The sequence below is a fragment of the Duganella sp. BJB1802 genome (assembly GCF_013369445.1).
Taxonomy (GTDB): Bacteria; Pseudomonadota; Gammaproteobacteria; order Burkholderiales; family Burkholderiaceae_D; genus Rugamonas; species Rugamonas vulcania_A.
This window is the reverse complement of the sequence record NZ_JABWEF010000001.1, coordinates 461345-485602: the sequence shown is the minus strand read 5'-3', so window position 1 is coordinate 485602 and position 24258 is coordinate 461345. Positions and strand designations below refer to the sequence as shown.

The following is a 24258-nucleotide window of genomic DNA, read 5'->3' as shown; positions in this document are numbered from 1 at the left end:
CTACCCATGAAATCCTTCCCCTCCCTGCTCCTGTGCTGCATGCTGGCGGCCTCCATCAACCTGCCGCAGGCTGCGCACGCGGCTCCCGCCGGCGCGGTTGCCGAAGCCCGCTTCGCAGGACCGGCCAGCCCGGAGCAACTGGCCGCCGCATCCCGGCTGCTTCAGGCCCTTGAAATGCCCAGGCTGATACGCGTCTTGCTGGGGCGCGCACCGAAAGTGGACCAGGAGACCTATGAGGTCAACCAGCATATCAGCCAGCACGCCAGCGACGCCGAGATCTGCGCCACGCTGGCTCCCATCTATGCGAAGTACCTGTCCGCGGACGAAGCGGATCGCCTGGCGATACACTACCGCACCAGCGTTGGCCGCCGCCAGGTGACCGCCATGCTGGCCAGGGAGGGCGTCGTCAACGGCGAGCGAAATCCCTACTTCACGGAGAGCGAGGCGCGCGAGGTGCGCGCGATAGAAGCGCTGCCGGTCTATAAGGTATTCGCGGCGGCGCAACCGCAGATTTTCGAGGCCAACCGCGCCGCGCTGCATGCGTGGCGCGGCCGCTACTACGCCGGCTACCAGAAGCAGGTCATGGCCAACCTGGCCGAGATCAGGACCGCCAACGCGAATTACAAGCCTGGCGACCCGGGAGGGAAATTCATCTTGCGGCGCACCGGGCTGGCGACCCTGGACAAATACGCGGGCATCATCGCCGACTACAACATCGAAACGATCAACACCAGCCGCGCCATGTCCAATGACCTGAACCGCTACGGCGTCGACCACCTGCTGATGAAGGAGCGGCTGGTGACGGCGGAAGGCATCGGCCGCGCGCGCGACATCCTGGCCAAGTGCGAGGAGCGCATGGAGCGCTATCTGCACGACCGCGATCTGCAACAAGCCGCCTTCCGCGAGCGTGTCGCCGCCAGCCTCCCGGACAAGCACGCGATGGCGGCGTTCGAACCCAATCTGGTGCGCGAATACGACCAGCTGGTGCGCCTGGGCGAAAACCAGCGGGCCCTGGTGGACGTCTACAAGCGCGTGCTCGATTTCGCCAGCTCGCGCCTGGGCGCGATACAGATCCAGGACAATCGCCTGATGTTCAACGACGAAGCCGATCTGCAGGTGTTCAACGCGCTGGTCGCGCAAGTCACCAAGTTGAGCGAGGAGGAAAGCGCCCTGCGCGGCGATGGCGGGCAGCGCAAGGAAGCGGAAGGTGCCGGAAAATGAACAGTGCCCGCGCTGTGATCCTCTGCGCCCTGCTGTCGCTCGCCGTCCCCGGCCACGCGGCCGCGCCGGCCCGGCCGGCCGCCGCGGCCAAGGGGCTGCCCGACGAAGCCACGCGGAAGGCCACCGAGGATCTTCTGGAAGCGTTGCAGCTGCCGGTCCTGGTGCGCCATGAGATGCGCCAGCTGGCCGGCGTGACGGCGGAACAGCAGGACCTGCTGCGGCACATGAGCAACCACGTCGCCGATGCCAGCATCATCGGCACGCTGGCGCCGGTGTATGCCGCCTACCTGACCAGGGCGGATGCCAGGCGGCTGGCCGTTCACTACCGCACCGAGACAGGCCGCAAGCGAGTCGCGGCGATGCTGGTGCAGGCAGGCGCCTCCGCCGGCGAGGCGCATCCGGCCTATTCCGACGCCGAACGTCTGGAGATCAAACGGATAGAGTCGCTACCGGGGGCGCGCGCCTTGCAGGCCAACGGCGATGCGCTCAAGGACCGGCGGCGCTACGCCATCCTGAACTGGAGCACGGTCTACAAAACGGTCTTGCTACGCCAGGCAAACTACGACATGCGGAATCAGGTCCAAACCCTCCTCGACGCCAGGCGCGAAGATCCCTTGCCCAACCCGGCGCTCACGCCGACGGGACTGAACTCGCTGGACAATATGACCGCGCTGGTCATCGACAACAATCATCGAACAGCGCTCATGGACGCGGCATTTAAAGCAGACATGGCGGCGTATGACATCGAGCACGTGCTGGAGAACGAACGCATGGTCAGCAAGGAAGGCATCGCGCGCTCCAAAAATTCGCTGGCCCTGGCGGAGGCGCGCATCGAGCGCCACCTGCGCGATCAGCAGGAAAACCTGCGGAGCTACTGGGAACAGCTCAGGGCCGTCATTGCCGATCCGGCCGCGGACGAATACACTGAGCCTTTGATCGCCAAGGTCCTCACGCTGCTGGTGCGCTCGGCCGAGACCGAGCGGGCAACGCTCGACACGCTCAACCGCATCCTGAATTTTTATGAATCGCGGCTCGGCAGCGTGACGCTACAGGATGGGCAGCTGGTCTTCAAGAATGAAGGCGACCGTCAGCTGCTGCTTGCGCTGGACAAGCAACTGGACCAGTCGGCGGCTGAAGGAAAGGATCTGGCCAACGACGCCCGCACAATGATCGAAGACGCCCTCGAACTCAAACCCAGGGGCCGGTAGGCTAGGCCCGCGCCTGGGTCGAACCGCGCAGGATCAGCTGCGGCTCGATCATCGTGGCGGCGGGGGAGGACTTGCCGTCGATGGCGGCGATCAGCTTCTCCATCGCGGCCACGCCCATGCGCTCGCTCTGCAGGTCCACCGTGGTCAGCGCCGGCGACGTGTATTGGCCGTACTCGATGTTGTCGAAGGCCGCCACCGAGATCTGCTCCGGCAGCTTGAAGCCCAGCGTCTGCGCCGCTTTCATGAAGCCCAGCGCCATCAGGTCGTTGTAGCAGATCAGCGCATCCGGATGTTCGCCGCCCAGCATGATGGACGAGCATACGCGCTCGCCCTCGGCCGCCGTCGGCGCGCCGCCTTCATACACCGTCAGTTCCATGTCGTGCGCGGCCAGGCAGGCGCGCACGCCGGCCAGCCGCTCCTCGTCGCGCCGCGAGCGCGGGAAGCGCAGGTAGCCGATGCGCTTGTGCCCCAGCGACACCAGGTGCCGCGCCAGCATGTAGGCGCCGCGATGGTCGTCGCTGGTCACCCACGGAATCTGCAGCCGCGACAGCCGGCCGAAATACACCAGCGGTTTGCCCAGCTCCATCACCCAGTCCATCTCCGATTCCAGCATGCGCGAGAACATGATGATGCCGTCCACCCGGCGGCTCAAGGCTTCCAGCAGCGGGCGTTCGCGGTCGGGGTTTTCCTCGGTGTCGACCAGCAGCAGCGTGTAGCCGTGCGCCAGCGCCACGCGGTTGGCGCCCTTGACGATGCTGGTGAAGTGGGGATTGGCGACATCCAGCACCGACAGGCCGATGCTCTTGGTGCGGCCGGTGATCATCGATGCCGCCAGCGGGTTGGAACGGTAGCCCAGCTTGGCGATGACTTCCTTGATGGTCGCCTCCACCGCCGGCGAGAAGCGCTGCGCGCCGTTGACGAACTTGGAGACGGTGGCGGTGGAGACGCCGGCCGCTGCCGCCACGTCGCGGATGGTTGCTACATTTTTTTTCATGTTCTGACTATCGGGGATGCCTGGCTGCTCATACGGCGGCAGCGCCAAAGGACAATCTTAGCATGTCGGCATCTCCCCTCCGGGACCGATCAGAGGTCGGTAATCTCCTTGTGGCGCGGGACCAACGCCTTCATCACGCTCCACGCGACCAGGTAGGCCAGCGCGCAGATGCCGAACATGATCATGTAGCCGGTGCGGATGTCGTTGACCGACTTGTAGTAGTCGAACACCCAGCCTCCTAGCTTGGTCAACAGCACGCCGCCGATGCCGCCGGCCATGCCGCCGATGCCGATCACCGAGGCCACCGACTTTTGCGGGAACATGTCGGAGACGGTGGTGAAGATGTTGGCCGACCACGCCTGGTGCGCCGAGGCGCCGACGCCGATCAGCAGCACCGGCACCCAGAAGCTGATCGCGCCCAGCGGCTGCGCCAGCAGCACCACCAGCGGGAAGAAGGCGATCACCAGCATGGCTTTCATGCGGCCGTCGTAGGGCGCGTGGCCGCGCGCCATGAAGTAGCTGGGGAACCAGCCGCCGCCGATCGAACCGATCATCGTCATGCTGTACAGGACCGCCAGCGGCACGACGATGGCGTCGCCCTTCATGCCGTACTGCGCGGACAGATAGGTCGGCAGCCAGAACAGGAAGAACCACCACACGCCGTCGGTCATGAATTTGCCGAAGGCGAAGGCCCAGGTCTGGCGGTACTTCAGCAGTTGCAGCCACGAGACCTTGCCGCCGGCCGGCGCCTGCCCCTGCGGCGGCTGCGCCGGCAGGTCGCTGCGGATGTAGGCCAGCTCCTGCGCCGTCAGGCGCTTCTGCCGGTCCGGCTTTTCGTACAGCGTGATCCACACGCTCATCCAGATGAAGCCCAGCATGCCGATCATGATAAAGGCGGCCTGCCAGCCCCAGATGCCGGCGATCAGCGGCACGCAGATCGGCGCGAGGATGGCGCCGACGTTGGCGCCGGAGTTGAAGATGCCGGTGGCGAAGGAGCGCTCCTTCTTCGGGAAGTATTCGGCGGTGGCCTTGATCGCGGCCGGGAAGTTGCCGGCCTCGCCGATGGCCAGCACCGCGCGCGAGATCATGAAGCCGAGGATGGACGGCGCGGCGACGATGCCGAAGGCGCCCAGCAGCACGCCGGCGCCCTCGCCCATCGGCACCGAAAAGGCGTGCATCAGCGCGCCCAGCGACCACACGGTGATGGCCACCACGTAGGCGGCCTTGGTGCCGATCTTGTCGACCACGCGGCCGGCGAACAGCATCGAGATCGCGTACACGAACTGGAAGGCGGCGGCGATGTTGGCGTAGTCGGTATTGCTCCAGCCGAATTCCTTGGACAGGTCGGGCGCCAGCAGGCTCAGCACCTGCCGGTCCAGGTAGTTGACGGTGGTGGCAAAAAACAACAGCGCGCAGATGGTCCACCGGTATTTACCGACGGTTGCTCCCACCGCTTGCGCGTTCACAGGCTCGCTCAGGTTCATGGCATCACTCTATTTTGGTTTTTGGGTGATGATCTCTCGGTCTCCACGAGATCATTCTAGTCGTAAGTCATCGTACAACTATAAAACGCGATAGGCAAGCGGAAAGATGCGGATATTCAAGGGATTACGCCGCCATGGCAGCCTGTTGCAAGGGCTGCCATGGCGGCGTTGTATGATGACATTTATTGCAATTAAGCGGCCTTGGCGGAGGCGCCGCCCTTGGCCAGCAGCAGCGCGACCAGGCTGATCACCGCAGCGGTGGACAGGTAGTAGCCGACGTATTGCAGGCCGTAGTTGGTGGCCAGCCAGGTGGCCGCGTACGGCGCCAGCGAGGCGCCCAGGATGCCGGCCAGGTTGAACGTCAGCGAGGCGCCGGTGTAGCGCACCTCGGCCGGGAACAGCTCGGACAGGATGGTGCCCAGCGGGCCGTAGGTCATGCCCATCAGGCCCAGGCCCAGCGACAGGAAGATGGTCACCTGCAGGCTGCTGCCGGAACCGAACATCGGCGCCATCGCCAGTCCGAACACGGCGATCGCGGCCGAGACCCAGATCAGCGTGGCGCGGCGGCCGTAGCGGTCGGCCCACAGCGCCGCCACCGGGATGGTCAGGCCGAAGAAGATCACGGCGAACAGCTGCTGGATCAGGAAGTCCTTGCGGCTGAACTTGAGCGCGGTGGTGCCCCAGCTCAGCGCGAACACGGTCATCAGGTAGAACAGCACGAAGGTGGCCAGCGCGATCAGCGTGCCCAGCACCAGCACGCGGCGGTGGTCGCGCCACACCGTCACCACCGGCACCTTGACGCGCTCGTTCTTGTCGAGCACCTTCTGGAAGTCCGGCGTTTCATGGATCTTCAAGCGGATGTACAGGCCGACGATCACCAGCAGCGAGCTCGACAGGAACGGGATGCGCCAGCCGTAGCTGAAGAACTCGGCGTCGCTCAGGGTCTGGCTCAGCAGCAGGAAGATGCCGCCCGACAGGAAGAAGCCGATCGGCGCGCCCAACTGCGGGAACATGCCGTACCAGGCGCGCTTGCCCGGCGGCGCGTTCTCGGTGGCCAGCAGCACCGCGCCGCCCCACTCGCCGCCCAGGCCCAGGCCCTGGCCGAAGCGGCACAGCGCCAGCAGCGCCGGCGCCAGCGTGCCGATCGAGGCGTAGGTCGGCAGCGCGCCGATCACCACCGTCGAGATACCCATGGTCAGCAGCGCCGCCACCAGCGTGGCCTTGCGGCCGATGCGGTCGCCGAAGTGGCCGAACACGGCCGAACCCACAGGGCGCGCGAAGAAGGCGATGGCGAACGTGGCCAGCGATTGCAGCGTGGCGGCGGCCGGGTCGCTGGCCGGGAAGAACAGCTTGGGGAACACCAGCACGGCCGCGGTGGCGTAGATATAGAAATCGAAGAATTCGATCGTGGTGCCGATCAGGCTGGCAAACAGCACGGTGGCCGGGGAATTGGCCTTGGGCGATCCGGGGTGAGACTGACTCATGCTTGACGCTCCTGCGGGTGGATGGTGCGGCCCATCATACACACCGGCCTCGCCCGCTGCCAAGCAGTTAAGCTTGTTACCTAGGTATCGATTTGCGTAAAGGCAACGCTGATCGGCTCGGCCTGCAGCGGCCGCACCAGGCGCGCCACCTCCTGGCCGTCGCGCAGGAAGATCAGGGTCGGCCACAGTTTGACGCGGTAGGAGCGGCCCAGCGCGCGGCCGGGGCCGTCCTCGATCTTGTAGTGGCGCACCGCGTCGTGGCCGGCGAAGGCCTGCGCCAGCGGCGCCTGCGCGGCCATGCAGTGGCCGCACCAGTTGGCGCCGAATTCCAGCAGCGTGGCGCCGGCCAGGGCGTCGATGGTGGCGCGGTCCGGCGCGGCGGGGACGTAGATTTTTTCCATGGCGTCAGGATAGGGGTTTGGATTTAAGTTGGGCGCACGGGTCGGGACGCGGCTGCGGCGCCACCGTGTAGACCGCGTCGTAGCGGCCGGCGCCGGCGGCCTCTTCCAGGTAGCCTTCGCTGCGCACCGTCAGCGCCGGCGCCAGCGCGTTGATCCAGCGCGCCACGCCGATGTCCTTGCGCACGTGGCCGTTGCCGGCGATCAGCACCACGTCGCGCGGCTGCTGGTCGCGCACGATCTTGGCCATCCAGATGTCGCGCGACACCTGGGCGTTGATCATGCCGTCGACCATCATCTCGGGCAGCATGTTGCAGTGGCCGGCGAGAATTTCCTTGTACTGGCCGCCGCGCACGTCGGCCGGCAGCGGCTGGTCCAGGTGGTAGTCGCGCACGCTCTGCGGGTCGAAGGTGGCGGTGATGCCGTCGCGCACCACGCGCGAAGCGTCCGCGCGCGACAGGTTGCCGGCGACCAGCGGCAGCTGGTAGGTCAGCGCCAGCTGGATCACCGGATAGTAGAGCTGCCAGTCCCAGCGGACGTCGCCCACCACGCGGATCACGCACTGGGCGTCCAGGCAGCCTTTCTGGGCCTTGCTCAGCAGGTCCTGGTTTTCGCGGTCGAACTGCTCCATGACGATGGCCGGGCGCCAGCCCGCCTCCACCCGCTGGCGCAGCAGCTCGTAGCGCAGCTTGTGGCCGGCGGCGTTGTCGTGCACCTCGCCCAACAGCAGCACCTGCGGATTGGGTCCGGCCGGCGCCGGCGCTGCGGCGGCCGGTCCGCCGGCTGCCTTGCCGCCGCTGGCGCAGCCGGCCAGCAAGGCGAGCGCGGCCACGGCGAAAGTCAATGCCGGCATGCCGCTATATGTGGAAATCGTCTGAGTCTGGGCCATATCTAATCGAATTAATTGTTGCGAAGTTGGAATCGTGTACGCCCCAGGCAGGCCAGCGGAAAGCGTTGTTGCGTTGCACGAATAGATTGCCCAAAGAAAAATACAGATGGCAATATGTTACCAAATATGGTCTAATACGAATCTGTAGAGCACGGTTGGACTAGCGTCCGCTGTTAATTTAATGTTTATGCTTTAATGTAGCCTTAACGTCCTGCGGATGCAGCATAGTCAGGAGAATGTCGTGAAGAAGTTGACTTTAATAACAACATTATTGCTAGCCCTGGGTACCATCGGCGCCGCACAAGCTGCCCCGGAACACCCGGAAAAAAGCAAAGTTGCAACCGCAGCAATTGTACTGGCCCATTGCGACACCCACAGCGCCACGCCGTGCGGCATCAACGATGCGCCCCCTGCGGAAAAGACCGCCCCGGATCGCGATCCGGAGGCGTTGGCGTCGAACGCCCCTGACGACAAGCAAGCCATCGATCCGGTGGCCGAAGTGCCGGAGCCGCAAACCTTCGTCATGCTGATGCTGGGCCTGGTCGTGCTGGGCTTCGCCTCGCGCCGCAACGAAGCGTCGGAAACCTTCATCGACTGAACGCGGCCGCTACAGGCCGCACACCGAATGGATGTTGGTGATGGCGACGCCATGCAGGATGGCGCGCCCGACGCACGATAGTTTCTGGACCCCATCCTCGGTGCCCAGCACCGCGAAGATCGCCACCGCCAGCGCCACGCCTATCAGTATTGCCAAGCCTTTGAGTGTGTCTTTGTCCATGGCGGCATTCTAGCGCGGCGCCGCCGGCCTAAGCAACGGCGGGCCCCAGCGTGTAGTCGAAATCGTAGTAGTGCTTGCCGCCGTCGATGCGGATCCGCAACGTGCCGCCGAGGCCGGACAGCTCGTCGCGCCCGGAATCGGGCACCACCGCCACCGTCAACCCCGGCGCGCCGCGCTCCATGGTGCCGGTGTGGCACAACAGGAAGCTGCCGCGCCGTCCCTCCAGCGTCCCCTTCACCCGCTCCATCGCCACGTAGGCGCCGGAACCCAGTTCGCGGTCCATGTACGCCAGCATTTCACCGCTGCCGAAGGCGTCCAGCGCGCCGTGGTACTGCTTGTCGAGCGACATGCGGCCGATGCCGCTGTCGGCCGCCACGGCCGACATGGCTTCGACCGCCATCTTGACGTTGAATTCACCGCTGATGCTTGGCATGACTGTCCTTTCAGGAAGGGAGGCGGGCGTCGGCGGCCTGCGCGGCGGCGGACGGTTCGTCCACCGGCGTCACGCACGGCATGCGCAGCACGAAGCTGGCGCCCTGCCCCAGCACGCTGGACACCGTGATGGTGCCGCCAAACTGCTTGGCCATCAAGTTGAACACGATATTGAGCCCGAGGCCGGTGCCGCCCTGGCCGCGGCGGGTGGTGACGAAGGGGTCGAACACCTTGTCCAGCATGTCCGGCGGAATGCCCTTGCCGTCGTCGGTCACCTGCATCTCGATCCAGTCGCCCTGCTGCGCCACGCCGATGGTGATGCGCCCCTCGTCGCCCGGGTCGAAGGCGTGCTCGACGCAGTTGAGCGTCAGGTTGGTGATGACCTGGGCCAGCGCGCCCGGATAGCTGTCGAGGATGATGTCCGGCGGGCAGGCGATGCTGACGGTGATGTGCGTCTTCTTCAGCTTGGGCTGCAGGCTCGACACCACCTCGTTGATGTAGTCGCGCAGCTCGAAGCGGCGGCGCGCCTCGCTGACCTGGTCGACCGCGATCTGCTTGAAGCTGTGGATCAGGTGCGCGGCGCGGTAGGCGTTGTTCATGATCAGGCGCGTGCTTTCGGCCGCCGTCTCCAGGTAGCGCGTGATGTCGGATTTCTTGATGTTGCCGGCCGCCACCGCCGAGTTGACCTTCTCGGTGGCCTCCATCAGCACCGAGGCGCTGGTGAGCGCGATGCCGACCGGCGTGTTGATCTCGTGCGCGACGCCGGCCACCAGCCCGCCCAGCGAGGCCAGCCGCTCGGCCTGCAGCAGCGATTCCTGCGTGCGGCGCAGGTCGTCGAGCGCCTTGGCCGTGGCCTGGGCCGACTTGCGGGCCTCGTCCTCGGCCTCGCGGATGCGCTGGATGTTGGATTTGATCTTGCGCTGGATGGCGTTGAAGCCGCGGATCACCTCGCCCAGCTCGTCGTGCCGGCTGTCGGGCAGCTCCTCCACCTCGTCGCTGCCGCGCGTGGCCAGGTCGAACAGGCCGTCGCGCAGGCGCTTGAGCGGATCGAACACGATGCGCAGCGACAGCGCCAGCGCCGCCACCAGGATCAGGTCCAGCAGCAGCACCTCGATCACCTTGCGCCGCACCTCAGCCGCCAGCGTGGCGTCGATCTGGGCGCGGCTGAAGTTGACCACCACGCGGCCGACGATGACCGGCTTGAGCGAGGCGCCGGCCGCGCCGGAATCGCGGTAGGCCAGGTCGGCCACCACCGGCGAGCCGCCGACGGCGGCGTCGTTCTCGATCGAGCTGACGCTGCCGTTTTCGTTGCGCAGCTTGCCGGAGAACAGGCCGACCGAGGTGTCGTACACGCGGATCGACACCAGCTCGGGCGGCAGCATCTCGGCGGCGACGATGTTGTCGACCTTGGCCTTGTCCAGGTCCCACAGCGCCGACGGCAGGCTGGTCTGCAAGCGGGTCAGCACGCCCTGGCGCAGGCGCTGGCTGCTCACTTCCAGCTCGTGGCCCAGGCTGTACTGCGCGTAGGTGCCGGAAATGCCCAGCACCAACGTGACGATGACCACGAACAGCAGCGTCAAGCGGCCTTGGATACCAAACATCGACCAACCTCCCTGCATAGATGGAAATGACGGCAACGCCCCAATGTACGGTATGACATGCGACTTGGCAAGTTATGGCCCCCGCCGCCATGCCGGCAGGGCAGACTTTGCTTGCACGCAATGGTAAGATCACGCAAAGTGGATCAGGTGGCAAACCGGGAGGCAACATGACGAACAATTACCATCAACTGACGCTGGCGGAGGTGCGGCCGGGCATGGTCCTGTCGGACGTGCTGCTGGACGTGCAGGGCCATGTGCTGCTGCCGCAGGGCACCACCTTGACCGAAGCCATGCTGGCGCTGATGCCGCGCCACGGCATCGCCGTGCTGCCCATCCTGAAGGAAGAGGTGTCGCCGGAAGCGGTGCAGGCCACGCTGGCGCACCACGAGGCGCGCATCGCCCGGCTGTTCCGCAAGAACGATCACGACAGCGACAGCGACTGGGCCACCGCGCTGCTGCGCCGGTTCGTGTCGGACTTCCGGCTCGGTCCGCAGGAGGCCGCCGAACATGAGTAACACGCTCAGTTACGACGACGTCGTCCGCACGCTGGACGACCTGCCCTCGCTGCCGGCGGTGGTGATGGAGCTGCTCAACAGCATCGACCAGGACGATGTCGACATCTCCGTGCTGGCCAAGAAGGTGTCCTACGACCAGGCGCTGACGGCCAAGACGCTGCGCCTGGCCAACTCCTCGCTGTACGGGCTGCAGGTCAAGGTGACCACCATCCAGCAGGCGATCACCTACCTGGGCTTCCAGACCACGCGCAACCTGATCACGGCGGCCGCCGTCACCGGCTGCTTCGCCGAGGGCCACTGCCCCGGCTTCGACCACAAGGCCTTCTGGCGCCACTCGATCGCCACCGCCGCCTGCGCCAAGGTGCTGGCGCGGCAGATGCGCTTCAACCAGGACTACGCCTTCACGGCCGGGCTGCTGCACGATATCGGCCGGCTGGTGCTGGTGTCGTGCTTCCCGAACCAGTATTCGGAAACCATCGCCTACCGCGACGCGCACGATTGCTATCTGCTGGAGGCGGAACGCACGGTGCTGGGCGTCGATCATGTCGACGCCGGCATGGCGCTGGCGGAGCACTGGAATTTTTCCGACACGATGCGGCTGGCCATCGGCGGCCACCACGACCCGGAGGCGCCGGGCGCAGGCTTCCTGGCGGCCATCATCCATGTGGCCGACGCCATCGTGCATGCGCTCGATCTGACGCAGGCGCAGGACGATCTGGTCCCGCCGGTGTCCACCGTGGCCTGGACTGCGCTGGGCCTCGATGAGGAAATCTATCTGCAATTGTTCCGTGAGACGGAACTGCAATATGAAGAAATCTCGATGGTGCTGCTGAGCTGATGATCTTTCTGAAGCAAAACTCCTGAAGCGGCGGGCTGGCTGCCGGCCGGGCTGAAATCAGCCACGGCAACGGCAGCAGCGGGCATGCGCGCGCATTAGTGACGCGCGTAGTTTCCGGCCTCGGCCTTTTCGGTGCGCTCTTCCGGCTTTGGTCGGCCCTGGGCGTCGGACAGGCGGTACTTGGTGCGGCGGTCGCCCATCAAGTCGCGCAGGTCGCGGATGCTCATGCCGGTCACTTCGTGCATGCGGATCAGCAGCGAGGCGCCGACCGGCAAGCGGTGGTGGCGGATCTTGCTGATGACCGGCGGCGCGACTTCCAGCAGGCGCGACAGCGCTGCGTCGTTCTTCAACTGCATCTTGCCGAGCAAGATATCCAGGAGATGGTTCGGGTTGTAGCTTTCCTGGGAAGCGAGAGCGTGGTGTGCCATGATTTTCCTCGTTGGTTGGGTGAATGAAGTGTGCAGGCCTGAACTTAAGCGCAACTTAGTTCCTTGGACTAAGTTTTTGTTTCAGCTAGCCTCTGCTGATTGCCTTTCGTGCAAGATAATTCTATGCTCAAAAGGGCCTGTTTCCGCCGCGGTGCGCCGAGCGAAGATTGTTCGACATCAATCACGGGCTAGAAACCTTAGCAACAATGCTATTTCATCACATGGGGCTGGAGGGTGTCGCACGCAAGAACTTGTAGGAAACTGTTACACAAAGCAAGTTCAGCTTTACACGGGCGGAAATGGGGAAAAAGCGGGGCCGGCGGAGGGCCGGCGCGGGCGGATCAGGCGGTGGTGTCGATGTGGCGGCCGACGGTCTTTTCGGTCTGGCGGCGGTCCTGCTGGGTATGCTTGTCGGCCGCCTGCGCCTGGCGCCGCTGCTGGGCGGCGGCATCGTCGTTGGCCTGGGCGCGGGCACGCTGGGTGTCGGCGTTCTGCTCCACCCGGTTCTGCACCGCGCGCTCGGCATCGGTGCTGCGCTGAGCCCGGTCGGCGCGCTCGGCCGCGCCGGCCTGCTCGCCGCGCTGGCGCTCGCGGTTGACGCGGGTCTCGCGCTGGTTGGCCGCCTGCACGCCATCGAGCGGGGTGCTGATGCGCGACGACGAAATCGAGTTGGCTGCCATGTCCCCTCCCAGGAAATTGCCCGCAGGCTACGCTTTCAATGTAGAAGGCGGAGCGCCCGAAATCAAGGCTTATCGCGTCTGGCGGCGGCAAATTACGTTAAACTATCGCCTGTGCCGGCACTGCCGGCCTCTCTCATAAAGCATTCCATTGAAAACCAAAACGCCAGTCCAACCGTACTACTTCGTCCCGGAGCCGCTCGATAACGCGCGCCTGGCCCACCTGTGCGGCCCCCTCGACGAAAACCTGCGCCAGATTTCCGCCGCGCTGGACGTCACCATTTTCCGCCGCGGCGAGAAGTTCATCGTCAGCGGCCACAACGCCGAGCGCGCGGTGCAGATCCTGGAACAGTTCTACGCCGTCGCCAACAAGATCGTGCCGATCGAGGAAGTGCAGCTGGCCCTGGTCGAACAGCGCGCCGGCCTGGCCGCGGCCGCCAGCGCCGCGCCATCGGCGCCGGACCAGCCGCGCGCGGTCGAGGCGCCGTTCGTCGAGCCGGACATCAACAGCCCGATCCTCAAGACCCGCCGCGCCGACCTGCGCGGCCGCACGCCGCACCAGATCCGCTACCTGCGCAACATCCTCGAGCACGACATCAGCTTCGGCGTCGGCCCGGCCGGCACCGGCAAGACCTACCTGGCGGTGGCCTGCGCGGTCGACGCGCTCGAGCGCGACGCCGTCAAGCGCATCATCCTGACCCGCCCCGCCGTCGAGGCGGGCGAGCGCCTGGGCTTCCTGCCGGGCGACCTGGCGCAGAAGGTCGATCCGTATCTGCGTCCGCTGTACGACGCGCTGTACGACCTGCTGGGCTTCGACCGCACGCAGAAGATGTTCGAGAAGCAGGTGATCGAGATCGCGCCGCTGGCCTACATGCGCGGCCGCACGCTCAACCACGCCTTCGTCATCCTGGACGAGGCCCAGAACACCACGGTCGAGCAGATGAAGATGTTCCTGACCCGCATCGGCTTCGGCAGCAAGGCCGTGGTCACGGGCGACGTCACCCAGGTCGACCTGCACAAGAGCCAGAAGAGCGGCCTGGTCGACGCCATCCAGGTGCTGAAGGAAGTGCGCGGCATCGCCTTCAGCCACTTCAACAGCGAGGACGTGGTGCGCCACCCGCTGGTGGCGCGCATCGTCGACGCCTACGAAACGGCGCACAACCACGAAGCGGAAATCGCTCCCCTCCTCAAAGCCACAGCCCTCAAAAATGTCCGCAAAAAATAAACTGACGCTGTCGGTGCAATACCCCGACGCCCGCCTGCAGGAAAGCCTGACCCGTCCCAAGATCCGCCGCTGGGTGCAGGCCGCGCTGTTCGCGCCGGCCGAGCTGACGATACGCTTCGTCGACGCCGAGGAAGGCCGCACGCTGAACCGCGACTACCGCGAGAAAGACTACGCCACCAACGTGCTGACCTTCGCCTACAACGAAGGCGAAGAGTTGCCCGACGACGCGCCGACCCAGGCCGACATCATCCTCTGCACCGACGTGCTGGAGCGGGAAGCGGCCGAGCAAAAGAAAACCGTGGAAGAACACGCCGCCCACCTGATCGTCCACGGCGTGCTGCACGCGCAGGGCTACGACCACATGGACGACGAGGAAGCGGCCGAGATGGAAGGCATCGAAACGGAAATCCTGGCCGGCCTGGGCTACGCCGATCCCTACGCCGACTGAGCGACGACCGCTGCCTTTTTGACAAAATCGGCCCCGCCTCCCCATTTGGTGTATCCTATACCCCTTCGAAACAATGGCTCACGCCTCCTATGCAAGAGCACTCTAGTGGCGTCAAGACTGACGCCAAACCCCACCGGTCGCTGTTTGAACGCCTGACCGCACTGATTTCCCCCGAGCCAGAGAACCGCGCGGAACTGCTCGAAGTTCTGCACGACGCCCATGAACGCAACCTGATCGACGCCGACGCCCTGTCGATGATCGAAGGCGTGTTCCAGGTGTCGGACCTGTCCGCCCGCGACATCATGATCCCCCGCTCGCAGATGGACGTCATCGACATCTCCAAGCCGATCGAGGAATGGATGCCGCAAGTGCTGTCCACCGCCCACTCGCGCTTCCCCGCCATCGAAGGCGAGCGCGACAAGGTGATCGGCATCCTGCTGGCCAAGGACCTGCTGCGCTACTACGCCGAGGAATCGTTCGACGTGCGCGACATGCTGCGCCCCGCCATCTTCATCCCCGAATCGAAACGCCTGAACGTGCTGCTGCGCGACTTCCGCGCCAACCACAACCACATGGCCATCGTGGTGGACGAGTACAGCGGCGTGGCCGGCCTGATCACCATCGAGGACGTGCTGGAGCAGATCGTCGGCGACATCGAGGACGAGTACGACTTCGACGAGGAAGAGGACAACATCCTGTCGATCAAGGAGGGCGTGCACGGCCCGCGCTGGCGCATCAAGGCCCTGACCGAGATCGAGCAGTTCAACGAGGAACTCGACACCGCGCTGCCGGACGACGACGTCGACACCATCGGCGGCCTGGTCGCCAAGCACCTGGCGCGCATGCCGCACAAGGGCGACGTGTTCGACATGGAAGGCCTGCGCTTCGAAGTGCTGCGCGCCGACGCCCGCCAGATCCACGTGCTGCTGGTGGAAAAACTGCCGCCCGCCGTTGAAGCCGGCGACGACGCCTGATGCGTTTTCGCCGCGCCAACCCGAACGACCCGCCCAAGCCGCAACGCTCCACCCGTGGCCGCATGGCCATCACCGCCGTGGCCGGCGCGCTGTGCGTGTTCGCCTTCGCGCCGTTCGGCTGGTGGCCGCTGGAGATCCTCGGCCTGGCGACCTTGTTCTACCAGGTGCTGCGCAGCAGCAGCGTCAAGGCCGCCGGCCTGATCGGCTGGGCCTTCGGCTTCGGCTGGACCGCCGCCGGCGTCCACTGGATCTATGTTTCCCTGCACACCTACGGCGGCATGCCGGTGCCGCTGGCGGCCGCCGCCGTTGTGCTGCTGGCCTGGGCCATGGGCTTCTACGTCGCGCTGGCGATGGGCGGCGCGGCCTGGCTGCGCAAGCGCTGGGCGCTGCCGCTGCCGGCCGCCAATCTGCTGGTGCTGCCCGCCATGTGGTCGCTGCTCGAATGGATACGGGGATGGCTGTTCACCGGCTTCCCGTGGCTGTCGGCCGGCTACGCCCACAACCACAGCCCGCTGGCCGGCTTCGCGCCGCTGATCGGCATGTACGGCCTGGGCTGGCTGGCGGCGGTGATCGCCGGCGCCCTGCTGTTGCTGCTGCACCGCACGCGCCTGCGCGCGGCCGGGCTGATCGTCGCCATCCCGGTGGCCGGCGTCGCGCTGGGCCTGCTGCACTGGACCTACCCGGAAGGCAAGCCGATCTCGGTGCGTCTGCTGCAGGGGAATATCCCGCAGGACGAGAAATTCAACGGCGCCCATGTGATGGCGGCGCTCAAGCTGTACCAGGACGCCATCACGGCCGCCCCGGCCGACCTGATCGCCACGCCGGAGACGGCCATCGTCATGCTGCCACAGCAGCTGCCGCCCGACTACCTGCCCGGCATCGCCCAGTTCCTCAACAAGACCAACAGCAACCTGATCCTGGGCATTCCGGTGGCCGACAGCCAGACCGCCTACTTCAACAGCGCGATCGGCATCCCGTCGCGCCTCGGCTCGGCCTACTACCGCTACGACAAGCACCACTTGGTGCCGTACGGCGAGTTCATCCCGTTCGGCTTCCGCTGGTTCGTCAACCTGATGTCGATCCCGCTGGGCGACCAGACCAGCGGCCGCGACATCCAGCCGTCGTTCGCGATCAAGGACCAGCGCGTGCTGCCCAACATCTGCTACGAGGACTTGTTCGGCGAAGAGATCGCCGACCAGCTGAACAACCCGGCGCAGGGCCAGAAGCCGGCCACCATGCTGCTCAACATCTCGAACCTGGCCTGGTTTGGCGACACCATCGCCATCCCCCAGCATTTGCAGATCTCGCAAATGCGCACGCTGGAGACCGGCCGCCCGATGCTGCGGGCGACCAACACCGGCGCCACCGCCATCATCAATGGCGAAGGCAAAGTGGTGCAGCAGCTGCCCGTGGACACCTACGGCGCGCTGGCGGCCACGGTGCAGGGCACGGCCGGCAGCACCCCATACATCCTGTGGGGGAACAAGCTGTTCCTGGCGCTGGCCGCGCTGTCGCTGGGCGGGGCCTGGTTTGGGGCCCGGCGCGCAAAAAACCGGCCTAAAGCCGCTTAATCTCTACAGGCTCCCCGTAAAACCCGCTAAAATTGCCCCTTTAGCGAAACTGCAACCGCGCGCCTTTGGGCTGCGCCACCGACCAAACAAGATGCTGACATTTCAACAAATTATCCTGACCTTGCAAACCTATTGGGACAAGCAAGGCTGCGCCCTGCTCCAGCCCTACGACATGGAAGTGGGCGCCGGCACCTTCCACACCGGCACCTTCCTGCGCGCGATCGGCCCGGAGCCTTGGCGCGCGGCCTACGTGCAGCCGTCGCGCCGCCCGAAGGACGGCCGCTACGGCGAGAACCCGAACCGCGGCCAGCACTACTACCAGTACCAGGTGGTGATGAAGCCGGCGCCGGAAAACATCCTGGACCTGTACCTGGGTTCGCTGGAAGCGCTGGGCCTGGACCTGAAGCAGAACGACGTGCGCTTCGTCGAGGACGACTGGGAATCGCCGACGCTGGGCGCCTGGGGCCTGGGTTGGGAAGTCTGGCTGAACGGCATGGAAGTGACGCAGTTCACCTACTTCCAGCAAGTCGGCGGCCTCGATTGCAAGCCGGTGCTGGGCGAGATCACCTACGGCATCGAACGCCTGGCGATGTACCTGCAGGGCGTCGAGAATATGTTCGACCTGGTGTGGACCACCTGGGAAGAGAACGGCGTCACGAAAACGCTGAAGTACGGCGACGTGTTCCACCAGAACGAAGTGGAACAGTCGGCCTACAACTTCGAACACTCGAACACCGAGCTGCTGTTCACCCAGTTCAACAACCACGAATCGGAAGCCAAGCGCCTGATCGAGCTGCAACTGACGCTGCCGGCGTATGAGCAGATCATGAAAGCCTCGCACAGCTTCAACCTGCTGGACGCGCGCGGCGCCATCTCCGTGACCGAACGCGCCGCCTACATCGGCCGCGTGCGCGCCCTGTCGCGCCTGATCGCGCAAGCCTACTACGATTCGCGCGAGCGCCTGGGCTTCCCCATGGCCGCCGCCGCCGTTGAACAAACCGTATAAATAATATGACTCAAACTCTGCTCATCGAACTGCTGACCGAAGAACTGCCGCCGAAGGCGCTCGCCAAACTGGGCAAGGCTTTCGCGGACGGCATCGTCAACGGCCTGAAATCGCGCGACTTCCTGGAAGCCGACAGCGTCGCCACCTCGTACGCCTCGCCGCGCCGCCTGGCCGTCTCCATCACCAAGGTGCGCGCCACCTCGCCGGACAAATCGATCCGCGAAAAAGTGCTGCCGGTGTCGGTGGCGCTGGACGCATCCGGCAACGGCACGCCGCCGCTGGCCAAGAAACTGGCCGCGCTGGGCTTCCCCGACCTGACCGTGGCCGATCTGGAACGCGCGCAGGACGGCAAGGCCGAAAGCTTCTTCTACACCTACACCGCAGCCGGCAGCGCGCTGCAAGCCGGCCTGCAGGCCGCGCTGGAAGACTCGGTCGCCAAGCTGCCGATTCCGAAGGTGATGAGCTACCAGCGTCCGGACGGCGCCACCGTGCAGTTCGTGCGTCCGGCCCACAGCCTGATCGCACTGCACGGCGCCACCGTGCTGCCGTTGACCCTGCTGGGCCTGACCGCGTCGAACGTCAGCGAAGGCCACCGCTTCCTGACCGCTCCCGGCCAGCGCATGGTCACCATCGCCAACGCCGACAGCTACGCCGCCACCCTGGCGACCGAAGGCAAGGTGCTGGCCAGCGTCGAAGACCGCAAGGAGAAAATTCGCGCCGAACTGCTGGCCAAGGCCGGCGCCGACACGGTGCTGATGCCCGAAGCCCTGCTGGACGAAGTGGCCGCGCTGGTCGAATGGCCGGTGGTCTATGAGTGCAAGTTCGAGGAAGAGTTCCTGGCCGTGCCGCAGGAATGCCTGATCCTGACCATGCAGACCAACCAGAAATACTTCGCGCTGACCGACGCCAACGGCAAGCTGCGTTCGCGCTTCCTGATCGTCTCCAACATCGCCACCGACACGCCGGCCGCCATCATCGACGGCAACGAGCGCGTGGTGCGTCCGCGCCTGTCCGACGCCAAGTTCTTCTTCGAGCAGGACAAGAAGAAGACGCTGGAATCGCGCCTGCCGCTGCTGGATAAGATCGTCTACCACAACAAGCTGGGCTCCCAAGGCGAGCGCGGCGCACGCGTCGCTGCACTGGCCGGCCATATCGCCACCTTGATCGGCGGCGAAGCCTCGCTGGCTATCCGCGCCGCCAAGCTATCAAAGGCCGATCTGGTCACTGAAATGGTCGGCGAATTCCCCGAGCTGCAAGGCATCATGGGCACCTATTACGCTCGCAACGATGGTGAGCCAGAAGAAGTGGCGCTGGCCGCATCCGAGCACTACCAACCGCGATTTGCCGGCGACGCGTTGCCAACTACAGTTACCGGTACTGCCGTGGCGCTGGCCGATAAGTTGGAAACTTTGATCGGCATCTGGGTGATCGGCTTGGCGCCGACTGGCGACAAGGACCCATTCGCGCTGCGTCGCCACGCCTTAGGCGTGCTGCGCATGCTGGTCGAGAAACGCTTGCCGATTTCGATCAACCAACTACTGTCGAACGCCGCGCAGATGTTCAAGTTCGTCACCGACTTTAAGGACCCGAGCGCCGACGTCTATACCTTCATGATCGACCGCCTGCGCGGCATCCTGCGCGAGCGCGGCTTCTCGCCGAACGAAATCGAAGCGGTGGTCGCGCAAAACCCGGACCGCCTGGACGACATCGTGCAGCGCCTGGAGGCCGTGCAAGCCTTCGCCGCGCTGCCGGAATCGGCCTCGCTGGCCGCCGCCAACAAGCGCATCACCAACATCCTGAAGAAGAACGAGGAAGCGCTGGCCGCCGCCGGCAACACCGGCGTGAACGTCGCGCTGCTGCAGGACGCCGCCGAGAAGAACCTCAACGCCGCCGTGGTGCGCGTGCTGCCGGAAATCGACGCCGCCTTCAACAAAGGCGACTTCGCCGGCACGCTGAAAACGCTGGCCCAGCTGCGCGAGGAAGTCGACGCCTTCTTCAACGACGTGATGGTGATGGCCGAGGATGTCGCCCTGCGCAACAACCGCCTGGCCCTGCTGTCGTCGCTGCACGGCATGATGAACCGCGTGGCCGACATTTCGAAGCTGGCGGCCTAAATGGGTACGCCGTCCATGAAACTGATCATCCTCGATCGCGACGGCGTCATCAACCACGATTCGCCGGACTTCATCAAGTCGCCGGCCGAGTGGATCCCGGTACCCGGCTCGCTCGAAGCGATCGCCCGCCTGAACCAGGCGGGTTACCGCGTGGTGGTGGCGTCGAACCAGTCGGGCATCGCCCGCGAGTTCTTCGACATGTCGATCCTGAACGCGATCCACCAGAAGATGCACAACCTGGCGCAGCAAGTGGGCGCCAGCATCGACGCCATCTTCTTCTGCCCGCACGCCTCGGCCGACGCCTGCGACTGCCGCAAGCCGAAACCGGGCATGTTCACGGAAATCTCGCAGCGTTATAAAATCAGCCTGAAAGGCGTGCCGACCGTCGGCGACTCGCTGCGCGACCTGCAGGCCGGTTACGTCAGCGGCTGCGTGCCTTACCTGGTCCTGACCGGCAAGGGCGAGAAAACCCAGGCCACCGGCGGACTACCGCCAGGGACCATGGTGTTTCCCGACTTGGCCGCGATGGTCAACCACCTGCTGAAAACCAGCGCCCCACCGGCGCTGCACGTCGTTAGTTAAACAGTTTTGGAGTCTGCATTGGGTCATCCCGTCTTGTTTCTGCGTTCCCTGATTTTCACCATCGTCATGGTGGTATCGACCATCATCTGGGCCTGCGTCTGCCTGCTGGCCGCGCCGCTGCCGTACAACCAGCGCTTCTACATCACCGGACGCTGGAACGTGTTCATGATCTGGTGCCTCAAGGTCATCTGCGGCATCCGCTACGAAATCAAGGGCGCCGAGAATTTCCCTGACGCGCCGGCCGTGGTGCTGTCGAAGCACCAGTCGGCGTGGGAGACCATCTTCCTGCTGCCTAACATGCCGCGTCCACTGGTGTTCGTGTTCAAGAAGGAGATCCTGTACATTCCCTTCTTCGGCTGGGCGATGGCGCTGCTGCGCATGATCCCGATCGACCGCAAGCAGGGCAAGTACGCCTTCCAGGACGTGGTCCGCCACGGCAAGCGCCGTCTCGCCGACGGCCAATGGATTATCATGTTCCCGGAAGGGACGCGCATCCCGGTCGGCAAGGCCGGCAAGTACAAGAGCGGCGGCACGCGCCTGGCCATCGAGACCGGCGCGGTGGTTGTGCCGATTGCCCACAACTCCGGCGAGTGCTGGCCAAAAAATTCTTTCATCAAGCGCCCAGGGCTTGTTACAGTATCGATAGGCAAACCGATTTCTCCGGAAGGCCTGACCCCGGACGGCATGATGCAACAGGTGGAAAATTGGATAGAATCAGAAATGCGCGTCATTTCGCCCCACGCCTACAACGCTGGCTAGATGATCTGGCCACGCTGGTGAAGCCGGCGTCGCCGAAAGACGACGCCAGCCAGCTGGACCTGTTTGGACGGGAGGCGCAGTCGTCTCCCAAAGCCGTGTACACCGCGCCGGTATGGTCGATTCCGACCTCGCCCACCTCGAATAAACCTCCCCCCGTTTCGCCCTACGTCGCGCCGCCGCAGACCGCCGTGCCGGTCAAGCCGCGCGCGCAGACGCCGCCACCGCCGGACCAGCTGCCCAAGCGCCAGCTGATGGTGGGCGACTTCGTGCTCGAATATTCGCTGCGCCGTTCGACCCGCCGCTCGATCGGCTTCATGATCGACGACGAAGGCCTACGCGTGACGGCGCCCAAGCGCATCAGCATCGCCGAAATCGACAACGCCATCCGCACCAAGCAGCACTGGATACTGAGCAAGCTGAAGGAACGCCGCGAACGCCGCGCCGCGCGGCTGGAGAAGCCGCCGGTGGAGTGGATCGACGGCGCGCAGCTGCCCTATCTCGGCGCCGACATCACGCTGCGGCTGCTGGTGGGCGGACGCAATCGCAGCAGCTACAACCCGGCCACGCGCGAGCTGTCGATGGTGCTGGTGCCCGGCGCCACCGAGACGCTGTTGAAGGAGCGCGTGAAGTCGTGGTACCAGCAGGAGGCCAAGGTGCTGTTCGAGCAGCGGCTGGACATGTACGCCGAGCGGCTGGGGGTGCGCTACCACTCGTTCGGGCTGTCGTCGGCCGGCACGCGCTGGGGCTCGTGCACGGTGGACCGCAAGATCCGCCTGAACTGGAAGCTGATCCACTTCTCTCAACCGCTGATCGACTACGTGATCGCGCACGAGCTGGCGCACATCCTGGAGATGAACCACAGCGCGCAGTTCTGGAACACGGTGGGCCTGATCTATCCCGAATACGAGGAAGCCAAGAACCTGCTGCGCAAGCGCGCGCAGGAGCTGCCGGTGCTGTTCCCCTAGCATTCGGCCGGCAGCGTCAAATTACAACTTCAGTAAGACTGCCAATAAATCAATTTACCAAAAACAATTAATTGCATATGTTATAATTGATAGTTGGAAAACTATTATTTAACTATTGCAATGAATTTGACCAAACTCGCCCTCTCCTGCGCACTCACTTCCACCCTGGCCGCCTGCGGCGGTGGTGGAGGTGGCGGCAGCACCCCTGCCACCGACGCCGGTTCGGTGGTCGTGCAGCCTGCTCAGCCATCAGCCGGCCCGGTGGCCGACACGAAAGCCCTGTTCGGCAGCCTGCGCACCAACCTGCAAGCCTGGTCCGACGCAAACAAGGACGGCGGCGGCCTGAGCAACAGCACGCACGCGATGAAGGCCGATTTCGACAGCGCCACATCGCCGCTGGACCAGAACCTGGCCAACTGGATCAGCGTTTCCTTCAGCGGCATCAAGCTCTACGACGACTTCATCCAGAAGAGATCCACGGCCATCACCATCAAGGACGGCGAGTCATGGGCGCCGATGGGCGCATGCACGCTGTTCAAGGACGCGGCGGCGACCATCGCCATGACCAGCAGCGACGTATCGTCGGTCACGCCGAAGAGCGTCTCCTGCACGCTGAACGGCATGGTCGTCGAAGGTTCGGAACGCAAATCGGCATCGAGTAACCTCTACGCCCACACACTCATTGGCAACAACATCACGCTGACGCCGGCAGCCAGCGGCAGCTTCGCCTACACCACCCAGACGATGCGCTTCTCGCAGACATATTATCGGGACCAGTACGGCCCCTACGGCTACCAGCCCTTGATCAACCCGACGCCCGTCGGCAGCCCAGCGCAGGGCACCGTCGGCTACCGGATCAACGGCGATATCCTCACCACGTTGCAGCTCGACGGCACCATGCCCGCACACGCCAACGCAGCCGGCACCTTGGTCACCGACTACGAAACGTGGCATGTCAAAGCCTCCACCACGGCGCAGGCATCCGGCATCAACAGCTACGCGGTTTCCGGCAGCATCAGCTCGGTCAAAGACGGGGCGGCGCTTGGCACCGTCAAGCTGGCCGACACATCCTTCATCCGTGCTTCCGTCAGCGGCAACAGGTACCGCGCCACCGAAGCCAAGCTGGACATCGAAGTCGCAACGGCCAACAACACCGCCAGCGGCACGCTGTCCCTCAAGTTCGAAACCGACAAATACGGCAATTACCTCCAGCCAACCTCCACACAGTTCAGCGGAAGCTTCACCAACCGCCGTGGGGAGAACTTCACCGGCGTCATCACGATCGACGTGTCGAACTACAAGAACTTCAATAGCTTCGCGCCGCAGTCGGCGACCAACTTCGCTCCTACCAACACTTCGTTCAAAGGCAACCTGAAGATCGTCGGCCGTCCCGTGCTGGCCGTCGAGTTTGCCGAGCATGACACCAGCTACAACACTGCCCAATTCAACGGCACCTACAACGACGGTACCAACGCCATCACGTTCGACGGCAACACCGCGCCGCCAGGAACGACCCATATCGCCAGCGCCACGGGTGTCACCGTCACGCTGGTGGACGGCGCCAAGCTGGTCGACGTCTACAAGAACAACAGCAAGACCGCGCAGATCAATACCAGCACCCGGGTGATCAACTACATCGACGGCACTTTCGAAACACTGAACTAATC

25 protein-coding genes are annotated in these 24258 nt (G+C 64.8%); 15 read left to right on the top strand and 10 right to left on the bottom strand.

Going from position 1 to position 24258, the window contains the following annotated elements; all coding sequences use genetic code 11:
• Nucleotides 1-6: 6 nt before the first annotated feature.
• Both HUX88_RS02260 and HUX88_RS02255 read left to right on the top strand, forming a co-directional pair.
• Nucleotides 7-1221, top strand: a complete 1215-nt coding sequence (locus HUX88_RS02260) for a hypothetical protein (protein ID WP_176360664.1) — start codon at nucleotides 7-9, stop codon at nucleotides 1219-1221.
• A complete protein-coding gene (locus HUX88_RS02255; protein WP_176360663.1) occupies nucleotides 1218-2429 on the top strand; it encodes a DUF2059 domain-containing protein in 1212 nt (403 codons plus the stop codon). Before HUX88_RS02260 ends, HUX88_RS02255 begins: the two co-directional genes overlap by 4 nt.
• 1 nt (nucleotide 2430) lies before the next feature.
• Here HUX88_RS02255 and HUX88_RS02250 read toward each other — a convergent pair whose 3' ends face one another.
• From HUX88_RS02250 to HUX88_RS02230, 5 genes are all read right to left on the bottom strand, one after another.
• The gene (locus HUX88_RS02250) at nucleotides 2431-3423 is read right to left on the bottom strand and encodes a LacI family DNA-binding transcriptional regulator (RefSeq protein ID WP_176360662.1); all 993 of its coding nucleotides are present in this window, start codon (nucleotides 3421-3423) and stop codon (nucleotides 2431-2433) included.
• A gap of 89 nt (nucleotides 3424-3512) precedes the next feature.
• Nucleotides 3513-4907 (bottom strand): MFS transporter, encoded by a 1395-nt coding sequence (locus HUX88_RS02245; protein WP_176360661.1) that lies wholly within the window; start codon nucleotides 4905-4907, stop codon nucleotides 3513-3515.
• Between the two features lie 191 nt (nucleotides 4908-5098).
• The gene (locus HUX88_RS02240) at nucleotides 5099-6391 is read right to left on the bottom strand and encodes an MFS transporter (protein WP_176360660.1); all 1293 of its coding nucleotides are present in this window, start codon (nucleotides 6389-6391) and stop codon (nucleotides 5099-5101) included.
• An 80-nt stretch (nucleotides 6392-6471) separates the two neighbouring features.
• Nucleotides 6472-6792, bottom strand: a complete 321-nt coding sequence (locus tag HUX88_RS02235) for a thioredoxin family protein (RefSeq protein ID WP_176360659.1) — start codon at nucleotides 6790-6792, stop codon at nucleotides 6472-6474.
• A 4-nt stretch (nucleotides 6793-6796) separates the two neighbouring features.
• Entirely contained in the window at nucleotides 6797-7642 is an 846-nt protein-coding gene (locus HUX88_RS02230; protein ID WP_176360658.1) for a ChaN family lipoprotein, read from the bottom strand.
• Nucleotides 7643-7919: 277 nt separating this feature from the next.
• Here HUX88_RS02230 and HUX88_RS02225 point away from each other — a divergent pair, with 277 nt between their 5' ends.
• A complete protein-coding gene (locus tag HUX88_RS02225) occupies nucleotides 7920-8276 on the top strand; it encodes a PEP-CTERM sorting domain-containing protein (protein ID WP_373886740.1) in 357 nt (118 codons plus the stop codon).
• 9 nt (nucleotides 8277-8285) lie between these two features.
• On the opposite strand, the gene HUX88_RS02220 is transcribed toward HUX88_RS02225, so the two are convergent.
• From HUX88_RS02220 to HUX88_RS02210, 3 genes are read right to left on the bottom strand one after another with little or no spacing between them, the layout of a single operon-like run.
• On the bottom strand, nucleotides 8286-8456 hold the full coding sequence (locus tag HUX88_RS02220; protein ID WP_175001076.1) for a hypothetical protein: 171 nt from the start codon (nucleotides 8454-8456) through the stop codon (nucleotides 8286-8288).
• A gap of 28 nt (nucleotides 8457-8484) precedes the next feature.
• Nucleotides 8485-8889 (bottom strand): DUF3224 domain-containing protein, encoded by a 405-nt coding sequence (locus HUX88_RS02215; protein WP_176360656.1) that lies wholly within the window; start codon nucleotides 8887-8889, stop codon nucleotides 8485-8487.
• A 10-nt stretch (nucleotides 8890-8899) separates the two neighbouring features.
• Nucleotides 8900-10489 carry a sensor histidine kinase gene (locus HUX88_RS02210; RefSeq protein WP_117012011.1) on the bottom strand — a complete coding sequence of 530 codons (1590 nt, stop codon included), beginning with the start codon at nucleotides 10487-10489 and terminating at the stop codon, nucleotides 8900-8902.
• Nucleotides 10490-10656: 167 nt separating this feature from the next.
• Between HUX88_RS02210 and HUX88_RS02205 the strand changes: the two genes are divergently transcribed.
• Both HUX88_RS02205 and HUX88_RS02200 read left to right on the top strand, forming a co-directional pair.
• Nucleotides 10657-11004 (top strand): hypothetical protein, encoded by a 348-nt coding sequence (locus tag HUX88_RS02205; protein WP_176360655.1) that lies wholly within the window; start codon nucleotides 10657-10659, stop codon nucleotides 11002-11004.
• Complete coding sequence (locus HUX88_RS02200) at nucleotides 10997-11842, top strand: HDOD domain-containing protein (protein WP_117012013.1); 846 nt, start codon at nucleotides 10997-10999, stop codon at nucleotides 11840-11842. The genes HUX88_RS02205 and HUX88_RS02200 overlap by 8 nt, the downstream gene beginning before the upstream one ends.
• A gap of 95 nt (nucleotides 11843-11937) precedes the next feature.
• Here HUX88_RS02200 and HUX88_RS02195 read toward each other — a convergent pair whose 3' ends face one another.
• Together HUX88_RS02195 and HUX88_RS02190 are read right to left on the bottom strand one after the other, a co-directional pair.
• Entirely contained in the window at nucleotides 11938-12270 is a 333-nt protein-coding gene (locus HUX88_RS02195; RefSeq protein ID WP_008451968.1) for a hypothetical protein, read from the bottom strand.
• 341 nt (nucleotides 12271-12611) lie between these two features.
• Complete coding sequence (locus tag HUX88_RS02190; RefSeq protein ID WP_117012014.1) at nucleotides 12612-12950, bottom strand: hypothetical protein; 339 nt, start codon at nucleotides 12948-12950, stop codon at nucleotides 12612-12614.
• A gap of 148 nt (nucleotides 12951-13098) precedes the next feature.
• Between HUX88_RS02190 and HUX88_RS02185 the strand changes: the two genes are divergently transcribed.
• The 10 genes from HUX88_RS02185 to HUX88_RS02140 all read left to right on the top strand — a co-directional run bounded on the left by HUX88_RS02185 (nucleotide 13099) and on the right by HUX88_RS02140 (nucleotide 24256).
• Nucleotides 13099-14172 carry a PhoH family protein gene (locus HUX88_RS02185; protein WP_117012015.1) on the top strand — a complete coding sequence of 358 codons (1074 nt, stop codon included), beginning with the start codon at nucleotides 13099-13101 and terminating at the stop codon, nucleotides 14170-14172.
• Nucleotides 14156-14620 (top strand): rRNA maturation RNase YbeY, encoded by a 465-nt coding sequence (gene ybeY, locus HUX88_RS02180; protein ID WP_161089245.1) that lies wholly within the window; start codon nucleotides 14156-14158, stop codon nucleotides 14618-14620. Before HUX88_RS02185 ends, ybeY begins: the two co-directional genes overlap by 17 nt.
• An 89-nt stretch (nucleotides 14621-14709) precedes the next feature.
• Nucleotides 14710-15594 (top strand): HlyC/CorC family transporter, encoded by an 885-nt coding sequence (locus HUX88_RS02175; protein ID WP_117012017.1) that lies wholly within the window; start codon nucleotides 14710-14712, stop codon nucleotides 15592-15594.
• Entirely contained in the window at nucleotides 15594-17165 is a 1572-nt protein-coding gene (gene lnt / locus HUX88_RS02170) for an apolipoprotein N-acyltransferase (protein WP_176360654.1), read from the top strand. Before HUX88_RS02175 ends, lnt begins: the two co-directional genes overlap by 1 nt.
• Before the next feature lie 91 nt (nucleotides 17166-17256).
• Complete coding sequence (gene glyQ, locus HUX88_RS02165; protein WP_117012019.1) at nucleotides 17257-18171, top strand: glycine--tRNA ligase subunit alpha; 915 nt, start codon at nucleotides 17257-17259, stop codon at nucleotides 18169-18171.
• A 5-nt stretch (nucleotides 18172-18176) separates the two neighbouring features.
• A complete protein-coding gene (gene glyS, locus HUX88_RS02160; RefSeq protein WP_176360653.1) occupies nucleotides 18177-20285 on the top strand; it encodes a glycine--tRNA ligase subunit beta in 2109 nt (702 codons plus the stop codon).
• A 15-nt stretch (nucleotides 20286-20300) separates the two neighbouring features.
• A complete protein-coding gene (gene gmhB / locus HUX88_RS02155) occupies nucleotides 20301-20867 on the top strand; it encodes a D-glycero-beta-D-manno-heptose 1,7-bisphosphate 7-phosphatase (protein ID WP_117012154.1) in 567 nt (188 codons plus the stop codon).
• A gap of 66 nt (nucleotides 20868-20933) precedes the next feature.
• Nucleotides 20934-21626, top strand: coding sequence for a lysophospholipid acyltransferase family protein (locus HUX88_RS02150; protein ID WP_373886616.1), 693 nt, complete (start codon nucleotides 20934-20936; stop codon nucleotides 21624-21626).
• A gap of 17 nt (nucleotides 21627-21643) precedes the next feature.
• Nucleotides 21644-22591, top strand: a complete 948-nt coding sequence (locus HUX88_RS02145) for a YgjP-like metallopeptidase domain-containing protein (RefSeq protein ID WP_176360652.1) — start codon at nucleotides 21644-21646, stop codon at nucleotides 22589-22591.
• A gap of 120 nt (nucleotides 22592-22711) precedes the next feature.
• A complete protein-coding gene (locus tag HUX88_RS02140) occupies nucleotides 22712-24256 on the top strand; it encodes a hypothetical protein (RefSeq protein ID WP_217916189.1) in 1545 nt (514 codons plus the stop codon).
• The last annotated feature ends 2 nt before the right edge of the window (nucleotides 24257-24258 follow it).

Coding starts and splice junctions, on each gene's coding strand:
- HUX88_RS02260 (WP_176360664.1), top strand. CDS start 7: ATGAAATCCTTCCCCTCCCTGCTCCTGTGCTGCATGCTGGCGGCCTCC.
- HUX88_RS02255 (WP_176360663.1), top strand. CDS start 1,218: ATGAACAGTGCCCGCGCTGTGATCCTCTGCGCCCTGCTGTCGCTCGCC.
- HUX88_RS02250 (WP_176360662.1), bottom strand. CDS start 3,423: ATGAAAAAAAATGTAGCAACCATCCGCGACGTGGCGGCAGCGGCCGGC.
- HUX88_RS02245 (WP_176360661.1), bottom strand. CDS start 4,907: ATGAACCTGAGCGAGCCTGTGAACGCGCAAGCGGTGGGAGCAACCGTC.
- HUX88_RS02240 (WP_176360660.1), bottom strand. CDS start 6,391: ATGAGTCAGTCTCACCCCGGATCGCCCAAGGCCAATTCCCCGGCCACC.
- HUX88_RS02235 (WP_176360659.1), bottom strand. CDS start 6,792: ATGGAAAAAATCTACGTCCCCGCCGCGCCGGACCGCGCCACCATCGAC.
- HUX88_RS02230 (WP_176360658.1), bottom strand. CDS start 7,642: ATGCCGGCATTGACTTTCGCCGTGGCCGCGCTCGCCTTGCTGGCCGGC.
- HUX88_RS02220 (WP_175001076.1), bottom strand. CDS start 8,456: ATGGACAAAGACACACTCAAAGGCTTGGCAATACTGATAGGCGTGGCG.
- HUX88_RS02215 (WP_176360656.1), bottom strand. CDS start 8,889: ATGCCAAGCATCAGCGGTGAATTCAACGTCAAGATGGCGGTCGAAGCC.
- HUX88_RS02210 (WP_117012011.1), bottom strand. CDS start 10,489: ATGTTTGGTATCCAAGGCCGCTTGACGCTGCTGTTCGTGGTCATCGTC.
- HUX88_RS02205 (WP_176360655.1), top strand. CDS start 10,657: ATGACGAACAATTACCATCAACTGACGCTGGCGGAGGTGCGGCCGGGC.
- HUX88_RS02200 (WP_117012013.1), top strand. CDS start 10,997: ATGAGTAACACGCTCAGTTACGACGACGTCGTCCGCACGCTGGACGAC.
- HUX88_RS02195 (WP_008451968.1), bottom strand. CDS start 12,270: ATGGCACACCACGCTCTCGCTTCCCAGGAAAGCTACAACCCGAACCAT.
- HUX88_RS02190 (WP_117012014.1), bottom strand. CDS start 12,950: ATGGCAGCCAACTCGATTTCGTCGTCGCGCATCAGCACCCCGCTCGAT.
- ybeY (WP_161089245.1), top strand. CDS start 14,156: ATGTCCGCAAAAAATAAACTGACGCTGTCGGTGCAATACCCCGACGCC.
- HUX88_RS02175 (WP_117012017.1), top strand. CDS start 14,710: ATGCAAGAGCACTCTAGTGGCGTCAAGACTGACGCCAAACCCCACCGG.
- lnt (WP_176360654.1), top strand. CDS start 15,594: ATGCGTTTTCGCCGCGCCAACCCGAACGACCCGCCCAAGCCGCAACGC.
- glyQ (WP_117012019.1), top strand. CDS start 17,257: ATGCTGACATTTCAACAAATTATCCTGACCTTGCAAACCTATTGGGAC.
- glyS (WP_176360653.1), top strand. CDS start 18,177: ATGACTCAAACTCTGCTCATCGAACTGCTGACCGAAGAACTGCCGCCG.
- gmhB (WP_117012154.1), top strand. CDS start 20,301: ATGAAACTGATCATCCTCGATCGCGACGGCGTCATCAACCACGATTCG.
- HUX88_RS02150 (WP_373886616.1), top strand. CDS start 20,934: ATGGTGGTATCGACCATCATCTGGGCCTGCGTCTGCCTGCTGGCCGCG.
- HUX88_RS02140 (WP_217916189.1), top strand. CDS start 22,712: ATGAATTTGACCAAACTCGCCCTCTCCTGCGCACTCACTTCCACCCTG.